15 protein-coding genes and 1 tRNA gene are annotated in these 20,490 nt (G+C 69.1%); 2 read left to right on the forward strand and 14 right to left on the reverse strand.

Features of this window, described 5'->3' with window-relative positions:
- Positions 1–8: 8 nt before the first annotated feature.
- Genes NX862_RS05185 through NX862_RS05195 form a run of 3 tightly spaced genes read right to left on the reverse strand, consistent with a single transcriptional unit; the run spans position 9 to position 3,588 of the window.
- A complete protein-coding gene (locus NX862_RS05185) occupies positions 9–1,367 on the reverse strand; it encodes an FGGY-family carbohydrate kinase (protein ID WP_264492826.1) in 1,359 nt (452 codons plus the stop codon).
- A complete protein-coding gene (locus NX862_RS05190; RefSeq protein ID WP_264492827.1) occupies positions 1,367–2,263 on the reverse strand; it encodes an NAD(P)/FAD-dependent oxidoreductase in 897 nt (298 codons plus the stop codon). Before NX862_RS05190 ends, NX862_RS05185 begins: the two co-directional genes overlap by 1 nt.
- Positions 2,263–3,588, reverse strand: a complete 1,326-nt coding sequence (locus NX862_RS05195; RefSeq protein WP_264492828.1) for an NAD(P)/FAD-dependent oxidoreductase — start codon at positions 3,586–3,588, stop codon at positions 2,263–2,265. The genes NX862_RS05190 and NX862_RS05195 overlap by 1 nt, the downstream gene beginning before the upstream one ends.
- Before the next feature lie 81 nt (positions 3,589–3,669).
- On the opposite strand from NX862_RS05195, the gene NX862_RS05200 reads away from it, so the two are divergent.
- The gene (locus tag NX862_RS05200; RefSeq protein ID WP_264492829.1) at positions 3,670–4,422 is read left to right on the forward strand and encodes a DeoR/GlpR family DNA-binding transcription regulator; all 753 of its coding nucleotides are present in this window, start codon (positions 3,670–3,672) and stop codon (positions 4,420–4,422) included.
- Positions 4,423–4,545: 123 nt separating this feature from the next.
- On the opposite strand, the gene NX862_RS05205 is transcribed toward NX862_RS05200, so the two are convergent.
- The 6 genes from NX862_RS05205 to NX862_RS05230 form a co-directional block, all read right to left on the reverse strand.
- Positions 4,546–7,812 carry a YhaN family protein gene (locus tag NX862_RS05205; RefSeq protein ID WP_264492830.1) on the reverse strand — a complete coding sequence of 1,089 codons (3,267 nt, stop codon included), beginning with the start codon at positions 7,810–7,812 and terminating at the stop codon, positions 4,546–4,548.
- Positions 7,812–9,038, reverse strand: coding sequence for a metallophosphoesterase family protein (locus tag NX862_RS05210; protein WP_264492831.1), 1,227 nt, complete (start codon positions 9,036–9,038; stop codon positions 7,812–7,814). The genes NX862_RS05205 and NX862_RS05210 overlap by 1 nt, the downstream gene beginning before the upstream one ends.
- Positions 9,039–9,158: 120 nt before the next feature.
- Positions 9,159–10,403, reverse strand: coding sequence for an NAD(P)/FAD-dependent oxidoreductase (locus NX862_RS05215; RefSeq protein WP_264492832.1), 1,245 nt, complete (start codon positions 10,401–10,403; stop codon positions 9,159–9,161).
- Positions 10,396–11,862 (reverse strand): L-piperidine-6-carboxylate dehydrogenase, encoded by a 1,467-nt coding sequence (amaB, locus tag NX862_RS05220; protein ID WP_264492833.1) that lies wholly within the window; start codon positions 11,860–11,862, stop codon positions 10,396–10,398. Before amaB ends, NX862_RS05215 begins: the two co-directional genes overlap by 8 nt.
- Positions 11,859–12,869 (reverse strand): ACP S-malonyltransferase, encoded by a 1,011-nt coding sequence (locus NX862_RS05225; protein WP_264492834.1) that lies wholly within the window; start codon positions 12,867–12,869, stop codon positions 11,859–11,861. Before NX862_RS05225 ends, amaB begins: the two co-directional genes overlap by 4 nt.
- Complete coding sequence (locus NX862_RS05230; protein WP_264493460.1) at positions 12,866–15,043, reverse strand: thiamine pyrophosphate-dependent enzyme; 2,178 nt, start codon at positions 15,041–15,043, stop codon at positions 12,866–12,868. The genes NX862_RS05225 and NX862_RS05230 overlap by 4 nt, the downstream gene beginning before the upstream one ends.
- A 92-nt stretch (positions 15,044–15,135) precedes the next feature.
- Between NX862_RS05230 and NX862_RS05235 the strand changes: the two genes are divergently transcribed.
- Entirely contained in the window at positions 15,136–16,020 is an 885-nt protein-coding gene (locus NX862_RS05235; RefSeq protein WP_264492835.1) for a LysR substrate-binding domain-containing protein, read from the forward strand.
- Here NX862_RS05235 and NX862_RS05240 read toward each other — a convergent pair.
- The 5 genes from NX862_RS05240 to NX862_RS05260 all read right to left on the reverse strand — a co-directional run bounded on the left by NX862_RS05240 (position 15,956) and on the right by NX862_RS05260 (position 20,384).
- Positions 15,956–17,245: an MFS transporter gene (locus NX862_RS05240; protein ID WP_264492836.1), complete on the reverse strand. Its 1,290-nt coding sequence runs from the start codon at positions 17,243–17,245 to the stop codon at positions 15,956–15,958. The genes NX862_RS05235 and NX862_RS05240 overlap by 65 nt on opposite strands.
- A 51-nt stretch (positions 17,246–17,296) precedes the next feature.
- Positions 17,297–19,360: a M10 family metallopeptidase C-terminal domain-containing protein gene (locus NX862_RS05245; RefSeq protein ID WP_264492837.1), complete on the reverse strand. Its 2,064-nt coding sequence runs from the start codon at positions 19,358–19,360 to the stop codon at positions 17,297–17,299.
- 237 nt (positions 19,361–19,597) lie between these two features.
- The gene (locus tag NX862_RS05250; RefSeq protein ID WP_264492838.1) at positions 19,598–19,846 is read right to left on the reverse strand and encodes a hypothetical protein; all 249 of its coding nucleotides are present in this window, start codon (positions 19,844–19,846) and stop codon (positions 19,598–19,600) included.
- Between the two features lie 90 nt (positions 19,847–19,936).
- Positions 19,937–20,062 carry a hypothetical protein gene (locus NX862_RS05255; protein WP_264492839.1) on the reverse strand — a complete coding sequence of 42 codons (126 nt, stop codon included), beginning with the start codon at positions 20,060–20,062 and terminating at the stop codon, positions 19,937–19,939.
- A 237-nt stretch (positions 20,063–20,299) separates the two neighbouring features.
- Positions 20,300–20,384 (reverse strand) — tRNA-Leu (locus NX862_RS05260).
- Positions 20,385–20,490 lie beyond the last annotated feature (106 nt).

Consider the following 20,490-nt stretch of genomic DNA (forward strand, 5'->3'; position numbering starts at 1 on the left):
GCCGCGCGTCAAAGGGAAAGGTCGCGCCAGCCTCTTGCGCGGGTCAGGGCGGCGTCAAACCGCGCGGCCCATTCCGGCGCCGGGGGGCCGGGCTGATGCGTCGGCCCCGGCGGCGGCGGGGTCAGCGTCACACCAAGCGCGCGGGCGGCCAGGCTCGCCGCGCCAAAGGCGGTACATTCCTGGGTGCCCGCCAAAGTCACCGGCCTTTGGGTGACGGTCGCCAGAAACCCCGCGAAATAGCTGTTCGATGATATCCCGCCGTCGATGAACAGGCCCATCAGCGGCACATGTTCCGCGATTTCCGCCACAAGGGCGGCGGTCTGAAAGGCCAGCCCCTCCAGCAGCGCCTGGCACAGGTCGCGCCGCGTCGTATCGGGTCCCATGCCGATGATCAGCGGCGCCGCCGTCCGGTCCCAATGCGGCGCGCCCAGTCCGGAGAAGGCGGGCAGAAAGGCCAGCCCCCGCGCGATGGCCGGCGTGTCAAAGCCCGCGAAGTCGTCCAGGCTTTGCGCAATCCCCGCCCGCAAGGCCCAGTCCACGGCGGACCCCGCATCCTGCACCCCACCATCCAGCGCATAGGTGATGCCGCCCAAGTCCCAGGCGACCGTCGGCAGGATGCCCTTGGGATGCGGTCGGCCCTTGGTCAGGGCCAGGGCAAAGGCGCCGGTGCCGAAGGTGATTTTGGCCTCTCCGGGATTGCGGCAGCCATGGCCGTATAGGGCGGCCTGCTGGTCGGTGATGGCGGCGGTGACAGGCGCCCCCTGCGCCGTGCCAAACCCCGCCAAGGTCGGGCGAATTTCCGGCAGGGCGCCCAGCGGCACGCCGAAAATCTGACAAAGCCGCGCATCCCACTCCCCCCGGTCCAGGTTCATCAACCCGGTCCGCGAGGCCGTGGCCCGGTCAGTCGCAAAATGCCCGGTCAGGTTGTCCAGCAAAAAGGCATCCGTCGTCCCCAGCCGCGCCCCGGGATGGGCCCGCGCCAGTTGCCCCAGTTTCGCCGCCGAGAAATAGGGGTCCAAGGGCAGGCCCGACAGGGCGCGCACCTCCTCGGCCAGGGGCTCCAGCCGGGCCAGGTCGCCCAGGGTGCGGCGGTCCTGCCACGAGATCACCGGCGACAGCGGCGCCTTGGTGACGCGGTCCCAGGCCAGGCAGCTTTCCCCCTGGTTCGCCAGCCCCAAAGCATCGGCAGGCCCGGCCAGGGTCAACAGCTGACGGCAATGGGAGAGGATTTCGGCGCCATCCATCTCGACCCTTTCAGGCCCCGGGTAAAAGGTCTGGTGGCGGCGCTGGCCCAAGACCCGCAGGTCCGGGTCGGCCTGCAAAAGCCGGGTCGAGGTCGTGCCTTGATCCAAAGCCAGAATACGCATCAGGACTCCAGCATCGCGCGGGCCGTGGCGCGGCCTTCGGACCAACACTGGCCCGCCGTCCGGACCCCGCGCAACAGGTTTCCGGCGGCGAATATCCCCGGGCGTGAGGTTTGGCCGCGCGCATCCACCCGGGGCCCCATCGTTTCGGGGTCGATGTCCAGCCCCGCCATCCGGGCAAGCCCTGCTTCGGGGCGGAACTGGCCGGTCAATAGCAAGCCGTCGCAGGGGATCTCCCTTGTCGTGGACCCCTCTTCGATCACCAAGCCGCTGATCTGCCCATCCGTGGCCAGGATATCGACGACCCGCCCCCGCAGCCGGGGCACGCCCAAGGCCAAGGGCAGGGCGCGGAAGGGCAGCCTCAGCCCCTCGTCCAAAAGCGCAACCGGCTGCATCCCCGCCTGGCGGCAGGTCAACAGCGCCGACAGTGTCACCAGCTCTGACCCCAGGATCACCGGGCGGCGAAAGGGCACCAGGCCGCGGCCGAACCACAGGTCCTGCAGCGCGCCGGTGGTCAGGATGCCCTGTGGCCGCTCTCCGGGCAGCAGGCGTTCCGCGCGAGAGGCCTCACGCGCGCCGGTCGCCAGAAGGATGCGGTCGGCCTGCAAGGTCAGCGGGCCGTCGGGGGTCGACAGGTGGACACGCTCGTCGATCGCCGTGACCGCGTGCCGCAGCAGGATGCGCGCCCCCGCCGCCTGTTCCAGCAGGCGCCGGGCATAGGCGGCACCGCCCATCACCCGGTGAAACTCTCGCAGGCCATAGGGGGAGTGTCCGCAAAGCCGCGGCACCCCGCCCGCGACGGACTGGCGTTCGACCACCGTCACCTCGGCGCCTTTCAGGGCCAATTCCGCCGCAGCCGCCAGCCCCGCCGGTCCTGATCCAATCACCACGACCCGCATCACAGCCTCCCCCGCGTCAGGTCGGTGATGGCGCCCAGGCAATTGAACCCCTGACAGCGGCCCATCATCGCCCGCGTCCGCCGTTTCAGCCCCGACAGATCGCCAGGCGGCAAGGGGCTGGCCAAGGCCGCCTCTATCTCGCGCCGCGTCACCATTTCGCAATGGCAGATGATCTCGTCATAGCCCGGCGTCTGGTGGTCGCGGGGCAAATGCTCGGCGAGGTTGGGCATGGGTGGGCCGGGGAGGCGCGGCACCTCGGCGCCCAAAAGCCCCGCCACATGCCGCGCAATCCCCAGGCTGGCCGTCAGCCCGGTAGAGCGGATGCCGCCCACCGTCACCCAATTGCGCGCGGCCTCGTGGCGGATGCGGTAGTCCTTGAACTCGGTCGCGGGGCGCAGGCCGGCATAGGTCGCCGTCACGGGCATATCACGCAGCGCGGGCAGGATTTCGGCGGCGCGGGTGATCAGGGCCTGAAGCTCTGGCGCGGTGGTGGTGGCGCGGTGGCGGTCGGGGGTTTCCTCAGCCGTCGGCCCCACCAGCAGGTTGCCAAAGGCGGTGCGGGTCAGAACGACGCCCTTGGTGCGGGCATCGGGAACGGGCAGGATGATCGCGGTCAGATACTGCGCGGCGGCCTTGTCAAAGACAACGAACTGACCCTTGCGCGGGCGGATGGTGAAGTCCTGATGGCCCAAGACCAAGGCATCGACCCGGTCGCCATAAAGCCCGGCGCAGTTGATGACATGGGTCGCCTTGATGGGTCCCTTGGGGGACTGCAGGGTCCAATGGCCGTCGAATTCGCCGCCCGTGACCTCGGTCCCGCGCAGGATTGTGCCTTTCAGGTCAAGGAGTTGCGCGGCATAGCCGTGAAAGGGCGACCAGGGGTCGATGACATGTTCGCCGGGCACCAGGATGCCCGCGCGGGCGGGGGCCAGATGCGGCTCACGCGTGCGGATTTCGGCGGCGGTCAGGGGGGCGGCATCGGGGACGCCGTTGCGATGGGCCTGGGCCAGGATGGCGGGCAGGGCGGCCTCTTGCGCCTCGGTCCAGGCCAGGACCATGGCGCCGGTCCGCAGGATCGGCAGGTTCATCGCCCCCGCCAGGTCCATGTAGTCGCGGTAGCCCGCCTGCATACAGGCCAGTTCCAGGCTGGCCTCGGGCGCATCAAAGCCGGTGTGCAACAGCGCCGAATTGGCCTTGCTGGCCCCCGACAGAATATCGGCGCCTTTCTCGATCAGCACCACGCGCCACCCGGCCAAGGCCAGCGCCCGCGCGGTCGCCACCCCCGTGACGCCCGCCCCGATCACCGCCGCATCATATCGCGTCATCTCGTTGACCCCCGGGCCGTTTCATGGCCTGATGACTAGGGGCATATGCCCGAACGGTCAATATCCTTTCCTGAACGGTCGATGATGAACGCAGAAGCCCGCCGTGATGCCATCCTGTCCCGCGCGCGGTCCGGCGCCCGGCTGGAGGTCGAGGATCTGGCCCTGACCCTGGGCGCCTCGCGTGAGACGATCCGCCGTGATCTGGCCCGGCTGGACCGGGCGGGGCTGTTGCGCCGCGTCCATGGCGGGGCGCAGGCGGTGCAAGAGGGCCCCTTTCACCAGCGGATGCATGAGGCGGTCACAGCCAAGCGCGCCATCGCCCGCCACCTGGCCGCGGGCCTGCGCCCGGGGGACAGCCTGTTTTTGGACACCGGCAGCACGACGCTTTACCTCGCCGAAGAGCTTTCGCGCTGCAAGGGTCTGATTGTGATCACGAATTCCGCCGATATCGCCGCACTGTGTCACCGCGGCGAGGGCAACCGCGTCATCCTTCTGGGCGGCGAATTCCGGGCCGAAGGGCGCGAGACCTTGGGCCCCCTGGTCGTCGCGCAGATCGGTCAGCTGCGGGCGGCGCGGGCAGTTCTGACGGTCGCTTCGGTCACGGAACGGGGCATCCACGACATCGACCCCGCCGAAGCCGAGGTCGCTCGCGCCATGATCTTGCGGGCGGATCGGGTGACGGTCCTGGCCGATGGGTCCAAGATGGGCCGGGCCGGTGTCTTTGAACTCGCCCCCCTGTCGGCGGTCCATGATATCGTGACAGATCACATGCCCGACCCTCTGCGCCGCGCGGCCGAGGTGGTCGGGACAAGGGTGGATATCGTCAACCCATGACCGAACGGGCATGATTGCGCCCGACATGGTCGGACCCCTTTGCCGAAGCCTGGGGCCCCGCCGGACCTGGAACCTGACCGAGAACCTGTCTGCAAACCTGTCTGCGCACCGCGCCTGGCAGGTCTACAGCGCCTGCACCCGCGCGCCCGGACAGGCCTGAACCGCCAGCCGCGCCAGGTGTTCGTGGTGGGTCAGATAGATCACCTGCCCCGTCTGCGCCATCTCGGCCAACAGCAAAAAGGCCTGTTCCGACCGCCCGTCGTCGAAGGTCTCCATGATGTCATCGGCGATGAAGGGCACGGGCGGGCGGCTGCGGGCCATCTCGTGGTATCCCGCGATGCGCAGGGCCAGATACAGCTGGAACCGCGTCCCCTTGGACAGGTCGGCGGCCAGCTTTGCCCCGCCCTGGGCCGGCAGCGCCACCAGGACCTCGGAGCCGCCCTCGGGCTGGGCATCCAGCCCGCGATAGGCGCCCTGGCTCAGCCGCGAAAACGCCTCGGAGGCGCGGGCCAGCATCGCGCTGCGGTGGCTTTCGCGGTAGCGCCTTAGCCCCGCCTCGAACGCCATCAGCGCCAGGCGTTGCCCCAGATGCGCGCGCGCAGCTTCGGCCAAGTCGTTGACAAGATTGGCGCGGTCAAAGGCGATCCGCGCCACGGCATCGTCACCCCCCACGGCGGCCAGAGCCCGGCGCGCCTCGGTCAGGGCGGCAAAGGCGGCTTCGGTCTCGGCGCGGGCAAGCGCGAGGTGGGCCTCTTGGTCGGCGGCCTGACGGGCCAGCGCCTCGGGGTCTTGCGGTGGGGCTTGCCCGGATTCAGCACCCAATTCTGGCCCCAACTCGGCGCGCAGCTCGGCCAGGTCGCGGCGCAAGCGGGCGGCCTGAAGGCCCTGGGCGATGTGGTCGGACAGCGCCGCGATGTCGCAGCCGACACGCAGGGCCAGGGCCGCGCGCCGCGCCTCGATGGCCTGCAACGCCCGGGTTGCGCTGTCTTGAGCCGCGCGGGCCTGGGCCAGGTCGGCCGTGGCCTGAACATGGGCGCGCTCGGCCTCTTGGGCGCGGTTCAGGCGGTCGGCCAGCCCCTCCCAGGCGGTATCGGGCGGCAAGGCGCGGGCGGCGGCGCGGTGGAAGGCGGCGCTGTTGTCCTCCATCCCCGCGATGCGATGCGCCAGTTCCGCCGCCTCGGCCGCGGTGCGCGCCAGCGTGTCCAGCCCATCCAGAACGGCCGCCAGCCCGGCATCGTCGCTGGCGCGGGCCTGCAGCGGCGTGGCCTCTGTGGCCCTGGTCCAATCGGCGCGCCAATCGGTCAGGGCGGTTTCGGCGCGGGTCAGGGCGGCTTGGCGGGTGGCGAGCTCGGCTTCGGCCTCGGTGCGCTGGCGGGCGGCGTCGTTCTGGCGGGCGGCGCGGTCCAAAAGCGCCAGCGCCTCGGCCCGCAACAGCGGCAGGTCGGCGGGCGGGTGGCCAAGCGCCTGAGCCAGGACCGCGGCGGCCCGGGCCAGCGCGGTTTGCGCCTGGGTCAGCGCGGCAAGGGCGGCGTCGCGGGCGGTCAGGGCTGTCAGGGCGCGGGTGCGTGCCTCGCACCAGGTGGCAAGCTCTGCAGGACCGGCGCCGGGCAGGTCCAGCGCCAGGGCCGCCGCCGCGATCCGGGCCGTCACCGCGTCATGGGCGGCCTGGGCCTGGTCATGGGCGTCACGGGCGCGGGCCAGCGCGGCCTGGGCCGTTGCGGCAAGGGCGGCTTCGGCCAGGCGCGCATTGGTGCGGTCGTCATGGCGCAGCGCGGCTTCGAAGGCGCGGGCGCTTTCGACGGACAGGTCGGCCAGATGCAGCGCCCAAAGCGCCTCGCGCTGGCTACGGGCGTCCAGCGCCTCGGTCAGGGCGGGGGCGTCAGAGGCGGTGCCCTGGGCGCGCGTCAGGGCATGGGCGGCGTCGGACAAAGCGGCGCGGGTCTGCGCCGCGTCCCGGGTCCAGGCGTCAAGATCCCAGGCCGAAGGCGGCGTCAGGGCCCCCAGCGCCGTGGGGCTGCCGGTCCAGGGCGCCAGCCGCAGCAGGGCCGCCGCAAGATCGGCCTCACGCTGGGCCAGGGTCTCGGCGGCGCGGGCCACCTGCGCCTCGGGGTCCTGGGCGCGCAGGTCGGCCATCAGATGCGCCAGGCTTGCCAGATCCTCGGTCGCGGCGGCCTGCGGCAGGGAGGCGCGCTTTTCCTCGGCGCGGCGCAGTTCCTCGGCGGCCTGGGTGGCGGCCAGGCCAAGCGCCTCGCGCCGGGTCAACAGCGCGCGCAGCCGGGCCAGCACCGGCGCGGGCAGAACATGGGCGGCAGGATCGCCCGCAAGCCCCAGCGCCGCCATCTGCCGCGCCAGATCGGCGGTCAGGCCGGACAGGGCATCGCGCCGCTTGGGCAGGTCCAGCGTGGCGCTTTGGTGCAGGGGATACAGCGCCTGGGCCTGGGCAATCGCCTCGGCCAGGGGCAGGATGACGGGGTCGCGGGCCAGGCCTGTCAACCGCGCCTCGGCCTGGGCCACGGCCTCGGCGCGGGGGATCAACTGGCCCTGAAGGGCGCGCAGCTCTTGGGTCAGGGCCTGGTCTTCGGCGGCATCGGCTTCGGTCAGGTCGGGCAGGTGGGACAGCGCCTGAAGCTCTGCCGCCAGCCGTTCCGCGCGGGCCTGCTGCGGCACCAGCGCCAGGGCGCGGCGCAGACCGTCCAGCGTCACGCCGATCGCGGCCTCGGCCTCCCGCGCGGCGGTCCAGGTCCTTTCCGCCTGCGACACCGCCCGGGCCAGGCCCTGCGCCGCCGCGGCCGTCACATCCAGCTCGCGCCTTTGCCGGTCCAGGTCGGCCAGCCGATCCTTGGTCAGTTTCAGCGTCGAGGCCCGTGCCCGCGGTTTGTGGAACGCATCCAGCTCGCGTCGCACCCCTTCCAACTGCGGAGCCAGCGCCGACAGGCCCGCGCTGGCGGAAAACAGCATCTCGCCCAGATCGCCCCGCGACGAAAGGATCGCCTCGCCGCCCTGTTCCAGCGTGTCATCATCCAGCGAGAACATCGCCTGATAGGCCTCGCGCGTGAGCCCACCCAGGGCCGCTTGCAAGGCCGCCTCGGGCAGGGGTTGACCGCTGGCATCCTGCAACGAGCCCGCGTTCTTTTTCACCCGCAGGATGTCCAGCCCGGTCAGGCTGGCGCCGATCTGCATCGTCGGCCCCGGATGCAAAAATGCGTAGCGCGACTGCATGGGGATGCCATACAGCAGGTCCAGCCACGCGGAAAACAGCGTCGATTTCCCGGCCTCGTTCGGGCCATACAGGATATTCAGGTCGGGCGCGCCGGGTTCGGGGGCGGGGAAGTCCAGCCGCCGGTCGGTAAAGCGGCCATAGCGCGTCAGGTCCAGCCGGTTCAGCCGCATCACGGCTCACCCAAGGTCAGGCGCGGAAGCAGCTGCGCCAGACCCTCGGCCAACAGGTCCCGGCAGGCCTGGTCCAATGCGGCCTGGTCCTGGCCCAGCAGGTCGCGCAGCTCTGGCGGCAGGTCCTGCACCAGGTCAGAGGCGCTGCGGGTCAGGGCCGCCATCAGGCCGGGGTCGGGGGTCTCCAGCAGGGCCAGCAGGTCGGCGGGCAGCGTGGTTTGCCGCGCGCCGGTGCTGCGGTTTTCAAGCTTGTCGATCCACAGGCCCGGCAGGCCCTCGGCCAGAGTGCGGGCCTCTTCGGTCAGGCGGTCCAGGTCGCGGGCGATGCGAAAGGCCAGGGGCGTGGCGCCGGTGATCATCGGGCGCAGGACCAGGTGATCCTCGGCGCGGGCGCGGGCCTCGTGGCGCAGGGCTGCGGCCAGGCGGTCGATCAGCGCGGTCCAGTCGGTCAGCCCCGATGCATCCACCGTGACACGGTCAAAGCGCAGGCTGGCGACCGACCGGGTTTCCAGCCGCAGCGTGCCGTCGTAACTGCCAAGCGTCACGCTGCAGGCCCCCGCTTCGCCGATGTCGCGGCCCTGGGGGATGCCGGGCATGACCACAGCAGCGCGCCCGACATAGGCGGCGCGCTTGTGGATATGCCCCAGCGCCCAATAGTCATAGCCATGGGCGTCAAGCTCCGTCGCGGCGCAGGGCGCATAGACATCATGCGCGGCGCTGCCGTTCAGTGACGTATGCATGACCCCGATGTTGAAGGCCCCCGGCAGGGGCGCCGGATAGCGCGGCAAAAGGCTTTCGGGCACCGCGCCTTCGGGGAAGGACATTCCATGGACCGCGACCTGATGCCCCCCGGCCTCGAAGGTCTGGGTCTGGGGCTTGGTGGCAAAGACATGGGTCAGCGGCGGCGGCTCCAGCTCTCGTGTCACCTTGGAGGCCGCGTCATGGTTGCCGCGGATGATGAAACACCGGATGCCAGCGTCCGACAGCCGCCCCAGTTCCTGCTTCAAGAAGCGCGGCGTCTTGGCCGAGGTCTGGCCACCGTCCCACAGGTCGCCCGCGATGATCAGGGCATGGACCTGTTCGGTCAGGCACAGGTCGATGATCCGGGTCAGGGTCATGCGTGAGGCGGTGGCGACCTCGGCTGCCAAACCGGGATCACGCAGGGCCAGCGACACCAGCGGGCTGTCCAGATGCAGGTCGGCGGTGTGGACGAAACGGAAGGTCAAATGCGACGTCCTGACAAAGCGGCTGACGCCAGAGTGTCAGGGGCCGCCGCAGGGTGCAAGGGGGACCCAGCCCAAAGCGTAGGGTGCGCTTCAGCGCACCGCCCCCAACACCACCCCCCCCTATCCCCGGGCCGAGACCGCGTGGATCAGCCCCGCCCCCGCCTCGATCCAGGCGGCGCGCGGCGTGGTCAGGCTTTCGTGATGCGCCGGGATCGGGGCCACGGGAAGTCCGCTTTCGTCGCCCGAGATCAGCGCCGTTGCGGCTTCGGTCCCAAAGACCGTGCCCGGCCCGATGCCGCGCCCGGAATAGCCGAAACAGGCATAGGCCTGGGGCCCAAAGGCGACGATCTTCGGCACATGGTCGCTTGTCATCGCGATCCGCCCCCGCCAGGCATGTTCGAACGGCGCATCGGCGATCTGCGGATAGACCTGCGCCAGTTTGCGCCGCGCCCAGGCGGCGTGCAGCGGCCCCAAAGGCCCTTCAGAGTTCCCCATCGCCCCCAGGATCATCCGCCCCGCCTGGTCGATCCGGAAAGAGGACATGACCATGGCGGTATCCCAACAGCCCTCACCCCCGGGCAGGATGTCGGCGCGGTCCAGCGGCGCGGTGGCGAATTGGCAATAGCTGACCGGCACATAGCGCGGCGCCAGCGCGGCAAGCCCCAGGTGATAGGCATTGGTCGCCACCAGAACCGCCCGCGCCTGGATGCGGTGGCCGCGGCAAGTCAGCTCCCAACCGTTCGCGCGGGCAAGCGCGGTCACGGGGCTGGCCTCGTGGACCATGGCACCCGCGGCCTGCGCCGCCCGCATCAGCCCCCGCGCATAGGCAAGCGGCTGGATCGTCCCCGCCCGCGGATCGAACAGCGCGCCGTGAAAGGCCACACTTCCCGTCCGCCGCGCGGTCTCGGCCCGGTCCAACAGCTGCAAGGGCGCGCCAAAGGCAACCCCTTGCCGGTGGCGGTCGCGCAGGTCCGCCAGCCCCTTGGCCGAATGGGCCAGATGCAGCGTGCCGTTGCGCGTCGCCTCACAGGCGATCTGATGCCGCGCGATCAGGTCGTAAACCCGCCCCGGCGCCGCCGCCAGCGCCGCGATCAACCGCCGCCCCGCGACCTCGCCCATCTGGGCCACCACCGTTTCGGGCGGCAACCACAGCCCGGCATTGGCCAGGCCCACATTGCGCCCCGACCCGCCATGGCCCGCGGTTTCGGCCTCCAGCACGACGACCTTTGCCCCCATCTCGGCCGCCTGCAGGGCCGCCGCCCCACCGGTAAAGCCGCCGCCGATCACCGCCAGGTCGACCGTGACATCGGCGGCCAGCGGTGGGGCGGAAAACCCCTCCGCCGTGGCGCGCCAAAGGTTAGACATCGAACTTCACCCCCTGCGCCAGCGGCAGCTTGGCCGAGTAATTCACGGTCGAGGTCTGGCGCCGCATATACCCCCTCCAGGCGTCCGAGCCGCTTTCCCGCCCGCCGCCGGTCTCTTTCTCGCCACCAAAGGCCCCGCCGATCTCGGCCCCAGACGGCCCGATGTTCACATTGGCAATCCCGCAATCGGACCCCGAGGCCGACAAAAAGGCCTCGGCCTCGCGCAGGTTCAGGGTAAAGATGCAGGACGACAGCCCCTGCGGCACGTCGTTTTGCAAGGCGATGGCGTCCGGGAAGTCGTCATAGGTCAGGACGTAAAGGATCGGGGCAAAGGTCTCTTCGCGCACCGTCTCGGTCTGGGCGGGCATCACCACCAGGGCGGGCGTGACATAGGCGCCGGGGCCTTCCAGGGCGACCCCGCCATGGACCACGCCACCCTCAGTCCGGGCGCGGTCCAGTTGGGCCAGCATCCGGGCGCGGGCGGCCTGGTCGATCAGCGGCCCGATCAGCGTGCCCGGTTTGCGCGGATCACCCAGGGCCAAGCTGGCATAGGCCTTGATCAGCCGCGCCATCAGATCATCGCGCAAGGACCGATGCACGATCAACCGCCGCAAGGAGGTGCAGCGCTGCCCCGCCGTCCCCACCGCGCCAAAGACAATCGCCCGCACCGCCATGTCGAGGTCTGCCGAAGGCGCCACGATCATCGCATTGTTGCCCCCCAGTTCAAGGATCGGCCGCCCCCAGCGCGCCATGACGGCGGGCCCCACGACCGACCCCATCCGCGTCGATCCCGTGGCCGAAATCACCGGCACGGCCTTTGACGCCACCAGAGCCGCCCCCAGCGCCGGGCCGCCGATGACCAGTTGCGCCAGACCCTCGGGCGCGTCCCCGAACCGCGACAGCGCCCGTTCAAAGATGCGCTGCGTGGCCAGGGCGGTCAGCGGGGTTTTCTCCGACGGCTTCCAGATCACCGGATTGCCGCAAACCAGCGCCAGTGCCGCGTTCCAGGCCCAGACCGCGACGGGGAAGTTAAAGGCGGTGATGATGCCCACCGGGCCGATGGGCAACCAGGTCTCGGCCATGCGATGCCCGGGGCGTTCGGACGCGATGGTCAGGCCATACAGCTGGCGGCTTAGCCCCACGGCGAAATCGCAGATGTCGATCATCTCTTGCACCTCGCCCAGGCCCTCCGAGGTGATCTTGCCGACCTCCAGCGTCACCAGCGCGCCAAGCTCCTCTTTGGCGGCCCGCAGTTCTTCGCCCAAAAGCCGCACCAGTTCGCCGCGGCGGGGGGCGGGGACCTCGCGCCAGGCGTGGAAGGCGCGGGTGGCTTGCGCCAGAACCTCGGGCATCAGGGCGGGGTCGGTTTCGGGCGCGCGGGCGATTTCGGCGCCGTCGATGGGGGAAAAGACGGGCAGGGTGCCTTGGGTTTCAAACAGGGAAAGCAGGGGAGAGATCATGAGTGGGCCTTTGTCAGGGGTCGCTGATCTGGCAGCGCCATGGAGAGAAGGGGGTTTTGGGTCTGGGCATCGGCCTTGCAGGACAGGCCGCGCCAGTTGGCGAGGATCAGCGCTTGCAGCGTCGCCCCGCCGAGGGTCGTGCCCGGCCCGGTCAGGACAAAGACATCTGGGGCAAAGTCGCGGGCGGCGGTGCGGATCGCGGCGGTGAAGTCATAGGCTTCGGTGACTTGGTGGCCGAGGGTGTAATCGCGGATCTGGCCGGGCGTCTGCGCGCCGGGCCACCAGGTCTGACCGCGCCCGTCGATCAGCGGCAGGTCCGGGGTCTTGAAGAGGGTCGCGGGCAGGAGGTCGCGGCCCTTTTCGGCGATGGGCGCCATCAGGCCCGTGTGAAACGCCGCATGATGGGCCAGCCGCATCGGGAAGCGGCCTTCGGGCGGGGTTGCGGCCTCAAAAGCCCTTAGCCCCGCGTCATTGCCCGCCAGCACCAGAAAGCCGCCAAGGTCGATGGACAGCGCAAGGGCGTGGCCGGGACGGGTGGCAATCTCGGCCACACGGGCCAGAAGCGCGGCCTTGCGGGCGGGATCGGGGCGCCAATCCTCGGTCGTATGGGGGTGGATCAGCTGGCCGCCGGGCGCCTCGGTCATCAGGCGGCCCATGGTGTTGGCGATGTGAAAGCCGTCCTCGGGGGTGACGGCGCCCGCGCAGGCCAGGGCCGTATACCAGCCCATCGAATTGCCGGTGACGGCCACGACATCCAGATCAAGGCCCTGAAAGTCGCCATAGCTTGCCGCAAAGATCAGCCCGCTGGCATTGTCCCCCCGTCCATGCCGCGACAGCTGAAAGCTGGCGGCAGAGTCCAGGTCGCGCAGGCTCTCTTGGCCCTTCCGCAGGGCGTCAAAGCGGGACAACAGCGCGGCGTCGGGGAAGTGCCGCGCCAGATAGCCCAGTTCCGAGGCATTATAGGTCCCGCGCCCGGGGCAGATCACGACAGCCGTCTTGCGGGTCATTTCACGCCTCCCACCAAGTCCAGCACCGCCGCGACCACGCCCGCCTTGGATGGCATCGTGGCGGCATAGGCGGGGCCGGTGGCGATGAAACTGTCCTCGGCGGTCAGGCGGGCCAGTTGCGCCGAAGTGGTCTCGTGGAAATGCGCCATCAAGGCCTCGGCCACGCCACCGGAATGGCGGGTCTCGTCCAGGATCAGGATATGGGAGCAGCCTGCGACGGCCTCGGTCAGCGCCGCCTTGGGCAGGGGCGACAGCCAGCGCGTGTCGATGATGCGGATGGGATGCCCCATGGCCTCCAGTTCCGCCCGGGCCTGCGTCGCCAGATAGACCCCGTTGGCAAAGGTGACGATGGCGCAGGCGCCCTTGCCCGTGGTGCCGACCTGTCCCAACGGGATCAGCCGAGAGGGGTCGGGGTAATGCCGCATCCACAGCCCGTCCTTGTCGGCGTGCAGGTCACGCATCGGATACAAAGCGATGGGCTCGACGAAGACCACGACCCGCTGTTCCTCGCGCGCCAGCCGCACAGATTCGCGCAGCATCATCGCGGCATCGGCGCCATTGGAGGGCACCGCCACGATCACGCCGGGAATGTCGCGCAGCACAGCCAAAGAGTTGTCATTGTGGAAATGCCCGCCGAAGCCCTTTTGATAGCCAAGCCCCGCGATGCGCAGCACCATCGGGTTCGTGAACTGCCCGTTCGAGAAGAAGGGCAGCGTCGCGGCCTCTCCCCGGATCTGATCCTCGGCGTTGTGCAGATAGGCCAGGAACTGGATCTCGGGCAGGGGGACAAACCCGTTCTGCGCCATGCCGATGGCCAGTCCCAGGATCGCCTGTTCATCCAGCAGCGTGTCGATCATCCGGTCCGCCCCGAACCGCGCTTGCAGCTTTTGCGTGACGCCATAGACGCCGCCTTTGCGGCCGACATCCTCGCCCATCATCACCAGTTCGGGATGCGCCGCCATCAGATCGGTCAGCGCCCAGTTGATCAGCCGCGACATGGGCTGCGGGTCGGCCATCTGTTTCAGGTCAGCCCCAAAGACCGCCGCGCGGTCGGCACCGTTGCTGGGCCGGTTCTGGCGCCGGGGGGGGAGGATGCTGGCCATGACGCCCGCCGCATCGGTCAGGCGGGGCCTTGTCACGGCCTCGGCCGCCACGCGGGCGACGCGGGCGGTGGTCTGGTCATATATGTCCAGCGCCGTGGCGGGCGCCATCACCCCGGCCTGATCCAGCAGGCGGACGGCGTGCAGCAGCGGGTCTTGCGCCTCTTCGGCCTCGACCTCTTCGCGGGTCAGATAGGTGGTGGGGATATCGGCGCCGGCATGGCCATAAAGCCGGATGGTGCGCAGGTGCAAAAAGGCCGGCTTGCGACGGGTGCGGATATAGTCGGCGGCCTGTTGGGCCACGCGGTAGGTGTCATAGATGTCCAGCCCGTCGGCCTTGAAATACTTCAGCCCCGGACGCGCCGCGAACCCCGCCTCGATCCAGCCCCGCGGCGTCTTGGTGGAAATGCCGATGCCGTTGTCCTCGCAGACGAACAGCAAGGGCAGGGGCACCGATTGATACGACGTCCAGCCCGCGGTGTTGAAGGCGCCTTGCGCGGTGGAGTGGTTGGCTGATGCATCGCCAAAGCTGCACATGACCACGGCATCATCCGCCATCAGCGCATGTTCGGGCCGATGCCTGCGGGCGGCCCCCACGGCATAGGCCGCGCCAACCGCCTTGGGCAGGTGGCTGGCAATGGTCGATGTCTGCGGCGGGATCATCAGCGCCCGCGACCCCAGCACCTTGTGACGGCCGCCCGAAATCGGATCGTCGGACGAGCTGGCAAAGGACAACAGCATGTCCCAGGCCGGGTTCTGCCCCGGCACTTGCCCCGCCCTTGCGATCTGAAAGGCCGCGTCGCGGTAGTGCAAAAAGGCCATGTCGCCGGGCCGCAGGGCCAGCGCCACCGCCGCCATCGCCTCATGCCCTGACGATCCGATCGTATAGAACCCCTGACCCGCCCGGCTCATCGCGCGGCTTTGCCGGTCCAAAGCCCGCGTCAGGCATCCGGCGCGAAAGGCCTGCACCGCCAGTTCGGGCGTCAGCGGCCCGGCAGGCGCCCGACCCCGGGGCAGGTCGCCCGAAGCCACACGCGCCCGGAAATTCTCATGCACGATCTCTGCGCGGTCCATAGACATCCCATTCTGTCGCTTGACGTCAGTCTATCTGGTCAAACCCCATAAAATGAGCGAGTTCTATTCCATATCCTTGGAGTAAAACGCACATGATCGCCCCGCGCCGCTTTTTGCCCTCGATCTCGTCCCTGCTGGCGCTGGAGGCGGTCGAGCGGCTGGGCACCGCCACCGCAGCGGCGGAGGAACTGTCGCTGACCCATTCCGCGGTCAGTCGCCAGATGAAGGCGCTGGAGGAACAAATCGGCGTCACCCTCTTTCGCCGCGAGGGCAAGGGGCTGGCGCTGACCCAGGCGGGCAGCGACTATGCGGCTTCGGTGCGCGGCTATCTGCAGGACCTGGCCCGGGCCAGCCTGAAGATCCGCGCGGGGGGCGAGCGGCAAAGCCTGAACCTGGCCGTGTTGCCCGCCTTTGGCACCCATTGGCTTTTGCCGCGGCTGAAGGCCTTTGCCGCCGACAACCCCGAAATCACGGTGAACCTGTCGACCCGGCTGCGGCCCTTTGACGTGCTGCGAGAGCCGTTTGACGCCGCCATCCATTTCGGCGGGCAGGATTGGCAGGGTGTCGATTACCAGGCGTTGACGCGCGAAGAGATGATCCCGGCGGCGGCCGTGCCGGGGTTGGTGGCGCCTGCCGACCTTCTGGGCCTGCCGCTGTTGCATCTGGAAAGCCGCCCCGGCGCCTGGGAGGATTGGTTCGCCCGCCATGACACGCCCGCCGAACGGCTGCGCGGGATGCTGTTCGACCAATTCACTCAGATGGCCGAGGCGGCGGCCTTGGGCCTGGGGGTCGCGCTGTTGCCGCGGTTCCTGGCCGAGGCGGAATTCGCGCGGGGCCGCCTGCATCCCCTGGCCGATCACTATACTCCGGTGGAGGGCGCCTATTGGCTGGTCTGGCCGCAGCTGCGCCCGGTCAGCCCTGCCTTGGCCCGGCTGCGTGCGGCGCTGATGGCCAGTGGCGGTGCAGCGGGTCGATGACATAGTCGTGGTCATGGGCCACCAGATGCGGATGGTCCGGCGCCAGGTCAGGATGGGCATGGGCCAGGCGCGCGGGATCATGGGCGGGCCAAAGCGCCAGACCCGCGCCCCAGGCCAGGGCACCCAGGCCGGCCAACGCCAGCGCTCCGCCCGGCCCCAGCCAACCGGCCAGCGGATAGGCCACCAGCCAACAGGCATGGGACAGCGCGAATTGCGCGGCAAAGACGGCGCCGCGGTCTTCGTCGCGGCAAGACCGCGTGACGATGCGGCCGATGGGGATTTGCGTGGCGGCAAAGCCCGCCCCGATCAGCGCCCAAAGCCCGGCCAGCCCGGCAAAGCCCGGCGCCAGCGGCAAAAGCGCCAGGGCCCCCAGCATCAGCCCCGCCCCGGCCAGCATCGGGCCACGGTCGCCGCGCGTCTCCAGCACCCGGGGCAGGGCCAGGGCCGCAGCCATCGAGCCCGCCCCGAAAGCCGCGAAGGCCAGGGCCACAAAGCCCTCGGGCAGGTGCAACCCGGCCTGCACCAGCACCACGGTGTTGACGTAAACCATGGCGCCCGCCGCCGCCACCGCGCCCTCCAGCGCCAAAAGGCCGCGCAGGCGGGGCGTGCGGGCATAGATCGCCAGGCCCTTGGTCAGGCTGTGGAAAAACCGTTCGGGTTCGACCCGGCGCGGGGGCAGGGCGGTGCCCAGGACCAGCGCCGCCGAGGCGAGGAATCCCAGAACCGTCCCGGCAAACAGCAGCGGAAAGCTGACAAAGGTCAACAGCGCGGCGGCCAGAAGCGGCGAGGCGATCTGCTCCAGATCTTCGGCCAGGCGCATCAGGGACAGGCCGCGGGTATAGGCGCGCGGGTCGGGCAGGACATCGGGCAGGGTGGATTGAAAGGCCGGGGTAAAGCCCGCCTGCGCCGCCTGCAGGACAAAGATCAGCGCATAGATCTGGCCCTCGGTCGTGACAAAGGGCATCAGGGCGACCGCGCCCGCCCGGATCAGGTCCAGCCCCACCAGGAAACCGCGTCGCGGCAAGCGGTCGGCCAGCGCCGAGGCCAGAGGCGCCAAGCCCACATAGGCCACCATCTTGATAGCCAGGGCGGTGCCCAGAACGGCGCCCGCGCGGTCCCCGGCCAGGTTCCACGCCAACAGCCCAAGCGCCACGGTGGCCAGGCCCGTGCCGGTCAGGGCCACAAGCTGGGCAAGGAACAGGCGGCGGAAGGTCAGGGTCAGCATGGGCTAAGCCTGATGCCCCTCCGCCGCGGGATCAAGCGAAAAGGCGCCGCGTCACAGAAAGTCGCTGGCCAGAAGCACCGTGGCCCGGGTCAGGACAAAGGTCATATCCGCCAGCCCGTCGCCATTGGCGTCGAACTCGACCGTGATCCCCGACCGCGAGACGGTATAGCGCAGCTCTCCGGCCGAACCGGTGAAGCTCCGGGCGGCGATCATCCCCGCCCCATCGGCCAAGGACCCATCGCCCAGGCCGATCTTGTCCACGCCCGAGACAAAGTCCCGGATCGTGTCGCGGGCGCTGTCCATCGGGTTCAGGATGAAGACATCCGCGCCAAGCCCGCCGGTCAGCTGATCGACGCCCTCTCCGCCGGACAAAGTGTCGTCGCCCGCCCCGCCGTCCAGGATGTCATTGCCCGCGCCGCCATACAGCGCGTCATGGCCCGCCTCTCCCTTCAGCCCGTCGGTGCCGTCGCCGCCCTGCAACAGGTCGTCATCCGCCCCGCCCGCGAGGCTGTCGTTGCCCGCGTCGCCGATCAGCGTATCCGCCCCGGCCTGACCCCAAAGCGAGTCATTGCCCGCCTCGCCCCAAAGCCGGTCGGCGCCGTCGCCGCCATCGGTCAGGTCATTGCCCAAGCCGCCGTAAAGTGTGTCGGCCTCGGTGCCGCCGTAAAGCTTGTCGTCGCCGGCGCCCCCGGTCAGAACCTCGGCCCCGGCATCGCCAGACAAAAGGTCGTTGCCCTCGCCGCCGTCCAGGCTGTCGACCCCGTCGCCGCCATAAAGACTGTCGTTGCCCGCCTCGCCCATCAACGTATCGGCATCGGCCCCGCCATAGATCTTGTCGTTGCCAAGACCCCCGGCGATCCGCTCGGTCCCGCCATCGCCGTTCACCACGTCATTGCCATCGCCGGCTTCCAGGATATCGGTGCCATCGCCGCCGGTCAGCGTGTCATTGCCCAGCCCCCCGATCAGCGTGTCGACCCCGGCCCCGCCGTTCAACGCGTCATCCCCCTCTTCGCCCGAAAGCCAGTCGGTGCCCTCGCCCCCGATCAGGGCGTCATTGCCCAGCCCGCCCAAAAGCGCGTCATTGCCCGCCCCGCCATCGACCGTGTCGGCGCCGTCGCCCGCCTCGACCGTGTCATCGCCCAGTCCGCCATAGATCGCATTGGCCGCCGCATTGCCGCGCACCGCGTCCGAGCCCTTGCCGGCCCGCAGGTTCTCGATCACCGTGCCGGCCTCGATCACCACATTGCCCTTCAGACCATAGATGTTCGACACCGTCCCCGACGTCAGGTTGATGACCTGCGCCTTGGTGTCGGTGGAAAAGTCGAACAGGTCGGTGCCGTTGCGGTCCACGACGGTAAAGGCCACCGGCTCGACCAGGGTGCCGCCCGCCATCAGCCCGCCGATGGCCTGTTGCACCAGCCCCGCATTCGACCCGATGCCATAGGTCGTATTCCCCGCCCCCGCCTTGGTGTTCACCCCGTAAAGCTGCTCGATCGCCTTGATATCGGCCATCTGCGGCGACAGGACCCAGGCAAAGGACGCCCCCGAGCTTTTGTTTTCGTATTGCGAGAAATAGGACATGATGGACATCTGCCAACTGTCCTCGGCGAACTTGTTGTCGCGGCCATAGGTGGCATTGCCGTTGTAGTTGCCGGCATGGCCCAGCCCAAGCGCGTGGCCGATCTCGTGGATATAGGTCTGCAGCGAATAGCCGGCCGGATCGGTGCCATAGGTGTTGATCCAGTCGGTCGACACATTGACCCGCGCCGAGGTGATGAACTTGCCCGAGTTGGAATAAGAGGCAAAGGCCCCGGCCTGGTTGTCGTCAAAGACGATGTTCCCGCCCGAACTGACCTGGGTAAAGGTCACGCCGATCACCTTCGACCAGCTGTCCAGCGCCTGGATCGCCAGGGTCTTGCCCGCCGTGGTCAGGCCGTTCAGGTTGACGGTGATTGCCCCGCCCGCCTTGACGTTGAACTTGGCGGCCGACTGGCCCGTCTCGGCCCAATAGCCCGTGGCCAGATAGTTGGCGATGGTCTGAATGGCCGCGGTCGAGGGCGCTGCGGCAAAGGTCGGGCGCACGGGCGCCCCGGTTCCGGTATAGGTGGTGGGCAAGATGCGTTCCCCTGTTCCGGACCCGGGGTCAGTCTCTGGCGACTGGCCGGGCCCAAAGGTTGAAAGCAACTTCTGCCGCTGATCACTTGACCAGATGCGATTCCTTGGGCGCGGGTGGGTCCGAATTGTGGCAAAATCAGGGCACTCGGCCCGGGTTGCGCGCCTGATGATGCAGGGGGCAGGCACGCAAAAGGCCCCCGCATCGGAGGGCCTTTCACGCCGCGTTGCCGGATGGACCTAGCCGGTGAAGTTCGTTTGGGCCGCTTTCAGATTTTTGACCAGAACGGCGATCTGTTCGAAGATATCGCTCGACTTGGCGGCATGGGCTTGCAGGGTGCGGGACCCTTGTTCGACCTGCCAGAGCGCATCAGAGACCGTGGGTTTTCCAGTTGTCAGCTTTTCCATGCGCATGAACTTCCAGAGACAGGCCATGGCTTCGCCGCGGCCGGTCGGTGAACGTGGCGCGGCTTGTTCCAAGCTGCGCATCAGGGGTTTACCGTAGCACGAAACGCGGGGTGGCGGTTGCGCAAGTTGACCGCAGGTTTAACGAAAGCTTTGCAGCCGGGTCCGTCCGGGTCATCCCCGAATGTCACGATGCGCGCGGGCGATGCAGGCGGCAATGTCCGCAAGATCAGCCGCTTGGCCGGTCAGGGCCGCGGCATGGCGGTTCAGGTCCAGCACCCGGGCTTCGATCTGCCGCAAGACTTCGGGCAGCCGCGGCCCGGGGGAATGTTTCAAATTGTCCACGCTGCTGTCACTTCCTTGCTCCCTGGGGACTTGTGTCCTTCTGACCGGCGCCCCGGATGCGGCGTCGGCGGGAGAAAAGGCTTAACCCTTTCCGGCGCCCCGGTGAACCGCGAAGCTGGATCAGGGTTAACGCCGGGGGACAAAGAAAAAGCCGCGCAACCCGTTAGGATTGCACGGCTTTTGGCCTGTAAATGGTGCCCAGAAGAGGACTCGAACCTCCACGCCTTGCAGCGCTGGTACCTGAAACCAGTGCGTCTACCAATTCCGCCATCTGGGCACGCTTTCAGTGAGGCGGGATTTACCGAGGGATTCGGGGGGTGTCAACAGGGCCAAATGACAATCTCACGAAAAAAACACGAAAGGCTTTGATCTTGCTGATATCC

This window comes from Stagnihabitans lacustris (assembly GCF_025950525.1).
Taxonomy (GTDB): domain Bacteria; phylum Pseudomonadota; class Alphaproteobacteria; order Rhodobacterales; family Rhodobacteraceae; genus Stagnihabitans.

Bases quoted from the DNA above. Each gene is read 5' to 3' on its own strand.
- NX862_RS05185 (WP_264492826.1), bottom strand. From the start codon at position 1,367: ATGCGTATTCTGGCTTTGGATCAAGGCACGACCTCGACCCGGCTTTTG.
- NX862_RS05190 (WP_264492827.1), bottom strand. From the start codon at position 2,263: ATGCGGGTCGTGGTGATTGGATCAGGACCGGCGGGGCTGGCGGCTGCG.
- NX862_RS05195 (WP_264492828.1), bottom strand. From the start codon at position 3,588: ATGACGCGATATGATGCGGCGGTGATCGGGGCGGGCGTCACGGGGGTG.
- NX862_RS05200 (WP_264492829.1), top strand. From the start codon at position 3,670: ATGATGAACGCAGAAGCCCGCCGTGATGCCATCCTGTCCCGCGCGCGG.
- NX862_RS05205 (WP_264492830.1), bottom strand. From the start codon at position 7,812: ATGCGGCTGAACCGGCTGGACCTGACGCGCTATGGCCGCTTTACCGAC.
- NX862_RS05215 (WP_264492832.1), bottom strand. From the start codon at position 10,403: ATGTCTAACCTTTGGCGCGCCACGGCGGAGGGGTTTTCCGCCCCACCG.
- amaB (WP_264492833.1), bottom strand. From the start codon at position 11,862: ATGATCTCTCCCCTGCTTTCCCTGTTTGAAACCCAAGGCACCCTGCCC.
- NX862_RS05225 (WP_264492834.1), bottom strand. From the start codon at position 12,869: ATGACCCGCAAGACGGCTGTCGTGATCTGCCCCGGGCGCGGGACCTAT.
- NX862_RS05230 (WP_264493460.1), bottom strand. From the start codon at position 15,043: ATGGACCGCGCAGAGATCGTGCATGAGAATTTCCGGGCGCGTGTGGCT.
- NX862_RS05235 (WP_264492835.1), top strand. From the start codon at position 15,136: ATGATCGCCCCGCGCCGCTTTTTGCCCTCGATCTCGTCCCTGCTGGCG.
- NX862_RS05240 (WP_264492836.1), bottom strand. From the start codon at position 17,245: ATGCTGACCCTGACCTTCCGCCGCCTGTTCCTTGCCCAGCTTGTGGCC.
- NX862_RS05250 (WP_264492838.1), bottom strand. From the start codon at position 19,846: ATGCGCAGCTTGGAACAAGCCGCGCCACGTTCACCGACCGGCCGCGGC.